We start from the raw sequence: 4,104 nt of genomic DNA, 5'->3' as shown, positions 1-4,104 counted from the left end.
TACTGCGCGACCTGCGCACAGTCATCGACGAACTCGAATCGGACCCACCCCGGCATCCCAAGCAACCCGCTGGTGCAGTTTTTCACCATGGATGACAGAATAGCATCGCCAGGCCGCCAACCGGGACGACAAAACACCGAAGTCTACCGATGGCTACTGGAAGGCCATCGACGCGAAAACTGAGGAGCTTGGTCACTGTTATGTCATCGTTTGCACATGATTTTCTGCAGCTGAAAGAAAAGCAACTGCAATTGCAGCGCCGAGAACCGTATCTGCGCAGTGCGATCATCACCGTTTTGGTACTCATCGCCTATTTCTTGGGCTATGGTCTGGATGAACTCGTACCCACCCATGTCACCGCGGCGGTTATTGGCGCCTTATGGTCAGCCGTCACGGTCTTGGCGGTTTTCAAGGACCACTGGCAAGAAACGCGGACGAGCTTTTGGGCCACCCTGAGCTCCGGCGTGCTTGGCGCCATCGCCGCGGTAATTTATCTGACCTACATTCCCGCCAATATGGCCTCCCTGGCGGCAGTCATGAGTCTGTCTTTGCTGTTGAGCCAGCTCTTGGGATTTGCCGATCGCGGACGGCAGGTCGTGTCGACCTTATTGTTGATTGTGATTTTCTCTCATTTGAATACCAGCGCTCCTTGGCTCAACGCCAGCATGCGGATGGGCGAAGTGGTACTTGGCGCCGGGACCGGCCTGCTGGGAGGCTATTTGTTGCATGTCTACCATGCCTCCAATGCTGCGCAGCAACCCTAGGCACAGACAACACAAGATAATCCGCGTTAGCGGAGTTAAAGCTACCCGAACTTTGCGGCGCGGGCACCCTCTCAGGGGTTTGGCGTCTGCCGCGGCCACGGACCCGTATACCAAGGCGGAATGTTTGGAAGCCCATTGGACAGCACCGGAGGGCGCCGCGGTGGCGCTGGGGGGCGTTGCCAAAAATGCGGATAGGGTTGCACTGGCAGGTACAGCAAAGGAGCGCTCCGCTCTTCGTGAATGACCACGGGTGGCCTTGCGTTTGCTTCGAGAATGCTCAGCAAACGTAGGCGCGCGGCAAGAAGCTCTTCCTTGGCAATCTGCTTCTCGGCCCGGAGCTTGTCATCGGGCTGTGGAGCCTGCGGCTGCACTGGCGGCGGCGGGGGTGCCGGTTGGGGAACAATTTTTTGCACCTGATGCGATCCTGCCGGCGGCTGATCGCCGTAACTGACGGCACCCGAAGGGGAAACCCAACGATAGATCGTGGTAGCCGACGCAGCTAGCGGCGGCGCCAGAAAAATCAGAAGCAAAAGCCAACAGCTTCGACTGGCGATCACGTTCCAGCCCTCTACAAGCGACGAAAAATGCGGCATCTGCGTACTCGCGATTACGCGGAGCCTAGCGCATAGACTCTACTCCTATTGTCGCACTTTCCACAGCACCAGCGAGATAACCAGGAAACGCCGCTGCCCATTCGCTGCCTATCCCGATAATCTTTCCTGCCCAGGGACCATGGCCCGGTGCGGCAACAGGAGCGGAAGCATGCTCCATGGCCGCGTCTTCGTCGAGCGTCGTCGAGGTGAATGGATTCTCCGCCCAATCCTGAAAAAACTCCGCCACGGGCTTGGTTGCAGACGCCCCGAAGAGACGGCCGAGTTGCCGGCGACACGCCTCCCGAAGCGCTTGCGCCGACATGCTGCGCCGAAGACGCGCCGGCATTCCCAAAAAACCGAAGAGTGCGCCGGTGCCATCGGGCAAAGAGGCGTCGTGAATTTCCTGTAAAGGACCAACAGCGCTACGACCCTCGCCCGACAAACCCTGCGCTTGCCAGAATGGCTTTTCATAGACGGCCAGATATTTGGCGTGGGGTGCCATCCAGGTAGGAGTAGCGGACCATTCCCGCCGCAGTGGCTCGGGCAAAGCCGGCGCAAAATGCAGACACTCGACCGCCAAGCGCGGCGGCAGGGCGAGCAACACCTTATTTGCCTGCCAAACCGTCAATTCTCCATTGTCGCCAACCGTGGTAACGGCTACTTTTCCGCCAACGATCCGCAGCTCCTGCACTACTTGGCCAAAGTGCATGCGCTCGGCAGCGAGATTTTTTTGCAAACCCTCCACCAACGCTGCCATACCGCCCGCTAGTCGCCAGGATTGTGGTACCGAGCGATAGCCGGGCATGTGCTGGGGTGGCGTCGCGTTTGATCGCTCGACGACCATGTTGCCGGTCTCGTACTGCGGGAAGGTCTCAAGCTGCAGTTGCGCAATGAGGTGCGCCAAGTTGTCCTGATATTCGGGCCAATACCAGCTTGGTCCCAGGTCGAAGCGTTGCGTGGAACTGCTACCAGGTGCAGCCACGGAAAGAATTCTACCACCTGCGGCTTGCCTCGCCTCGAGCAGGCACCAATCGGCACGAAGCTTCGTTAGCAAGTGCGCCGCGTACAAGCCGCTCAGCCCCGCGCCGATGATGATGAAATCTGCGGATTTTTTCGTCATGTGCGCACTGTGGCGCAAAATGCGTTGCGCACGCAACGGAGACAACGCCGAAATGTCACAAAGATCGCTGGTTGACCCGTGCCGACAGGGCCCCTGCAGACTCCTTGCGTTCGGAATAGCGATCGGTCAAATAATCGCTGCAGCCGCGGCTGAGCCAGGTGAATTTCAGTAACTCTTCCATGCCGTCTCCTCAGACTAAGGGCAGCCACAGGGCCAAGGCGAGAAGCGTCAGGACGAGCACCGGCGGGGTGATGAGCAATCCGGTGCGCATATACTGGCCCCAGGTAACGGTCATGCCCTTGCGACCGAGCACGTGTAGCCAGAGCAAGGTGGCCAGACTGCCAATAGGCGTGAACTTGGGGCCAAGATCGCAACCAATGATGTTGGCGTAGACGAAGATCTCTCGAATGAGCGGATCCGTGGCCACCGGCAGCTGGTGGATGGCCAAAGCCCCCACCAGGACTGCCGGCATGTTGTTCATCACCGAGGAAAGCGCTGCGGCCAGGAAGCCCGCCCCCACCGCCGCCAGCACGGTGCCCTGCGCCGCCAGATACTCCAGGGCCATGGCCACATAATTGGTCAGACCGGCATTGCGCAGCCCATAGACCACGAGGTACATGCCCAGGCTGAAGATCACGATTTGCCAAGGGGCGCCGTGCAGCACCTTACGCACCGGGATACAAGCGCCCCGCCCTCCTTGCAACCAACGTCCGGCCAAGGCCAGCAGTATGAGCGCTCCCGCCCCGGTCACCACCGAGACCGGCACCTGCCATTGGGCCGTGACGAAGTAGGCCAAAAGCAGCAAAAGCAGTACCGGAAAGGCGGCACGAAAGACCAAGGGGTCTTTGATGGCCGAGCGGGGTGCGTCGAGGTGGGCAGTGGAATACACCGCTGGCACGGCACGTCGAAAGTAGAGCCAGAGCACGCCCAGGGTCGCCGCCAGTGCGACGAGATCGACCGGCACCATCACCAAGGCATACCGATCGAAAGTGATATTGAAATAATTAGCACTGACGATGTTGACGAGGTTGGAGATCATCAGTGGCAGGCTGGTGGTATCGGCCACAAAACCCGTTGCAATGACGAAGGCGAAGGTTGCCTGGGGGGAAAAATCCAGGCGCAGAAGGATGGCCATGACGATGGGGGTGAGTAGCAGGGCCGCACCATCATTGGCAAAAACGGCAGAAATCATTGCTCCCAAGAGGACGATGAGGGGGAACAGCTGGCGACCGCGCCCGCCGCCCCAGCGTGCCACGTGCAAAGCCGCCCAATGAAAGAAGCCAGCCTCATCTAAAATCAGGGAGATAATGATCAGGGCGACAAAGGTGAAGGTGGCATCCCAAACGATATGCCAGACCACAGGGATGTCACGCCAGGTGATAACCCCCGTGGCCAAGGCGACGACCGCGCCGCCAAGGGCGCTCCAACCGATTTGCAGGCCCTTGGGCTGCCAGATGACCAGAATCAGGGTCACGATGAAGATAGCTAGAGCGAGCATTCCGCACTCCTTGGATAGAAAACTCGGGTAGTCTGCATAAGTTCACAAACCTTTGGCACTTCTTTGGCGAGGGAGGAGTGCCATGCAGGTTCAACATGTCGGGTACCGGATCCGGGGGTTTTACCGGGT

Annotated in this window: 4 protein-coding genes and 1 pseudogene; 1 reads left to right on the top strand and 4 read right to left on the bottom strand. The window is 59.2% G+C overall.

From position 1 onward, the window contains the following. Window positions 1–200: 200 nt before the first annotated feature. Window positions 201–764, top strand: coding sequence for an FUSC family protein (locus tag RTI30_RS13100; protein WP_312263338.1), 564 nt, complete (start codon window positions 201–203; stop codon window positions 762–764). A gap of 71 nt (window positions 765–835) precedes the next feature. Here RTI30_RS13100 and RTI30_RS13095 read toward each other — a convergent pair whose 3' ends face one another. The 4 genes and pseudogenes from RTI30_RS13095 to RTI30_RS13080 all read right to left on the bottom strand — a co-directional run bounded on the left by RTI30_RS13095 (window position 836) and on the right by RTI30_RS13080 (window position 3,975). After that, a complete protein-coding gene (locus RTI30_RS13095; protein WP_312263339.1) occupies window positions 836–1,321 on the bottom strand; it encodes a DUF4124 domain-containing protein in 486 nt (161 codons plus the stop codon). Between the two features lie 61 nt (window positions 1,322–1,382). Further along, the gene (locus tag RTI30_RS13090) at window positions 1,383–2,477 is read right to left on the bottom strand and encodes an FAD-dependent oxidoreductase (protein ID WP_312263340.1); all 1,095 of its coding nucleotides are present in this window, start codon (window positions 2,475–2,477) and stop codon (window positions 1,383–1,385) included. Window positions 2,478–2,532: 55 nt separating this feature from the next. Continuing rightward, a pseudogene (locus tag RTI30_RS13085) lies at window positions 2,533–2,664 on the bottom strand (arsenical resistance protein ArsH); the annotation flags it as partial. A gap of 3 nt (window positions 2,665–2,667) precedes the next feature. Then, on the bottom strand, window positions 2,668–3,975 hold the full coding sequence (locus RTI30_RS13080) for an arsenic transporter (protein ID WP_312263341.1): 1,308 nt from the start codon (window positions 3,973–3,975) through the stop codon (window positions 2,668–2,670). Window positions 3,976–4,104: the final 129 nt, after the last annotated feature.

It is taken from the genome of Candidatus Igneacidithiobacillus taiwanensis (assembly GCF_031962545.1).
GTDB lineage: Bacteria > Pseudomonadota > Gammaproteobacteria > Acidithiobacillales > Acidithiobacillaceae > Igneacidithiobacillus > Igneacidithiobacillus taiwanensis.
The sequence above is the reverse complement of the archived record's forward strand: the minus strand, read 5'-3'. Positions and strand labels throughout refer to the sequence as shown.

What these genes read in the sequence shown, in the direction of transcription:
- RTI30_RS13080 (WP_312263341.1), bottom strand. Translation starts at nt 3,975, where the DNA reads ATGCTCGCTCTAGCTATCTTCATCGTGACCCTGATTCTGGTCATCTGG.
- RTI30_RS13100 (WP_312263338.1), top strand. Translation starts at nt 201, where the DNA reads ATGTCATCGTTTGCACATGATTTTCTGCAGCTGAAAGAAAAGCAACTG.
- RTI30_RS13090 (WP_312263340.1), bottom strand. Translation starts at nt 2,477, where the DNA reads ATGACGAAAAAATCCGCAGATTTCATCATCATCGGCGCGGGGCTGAGC.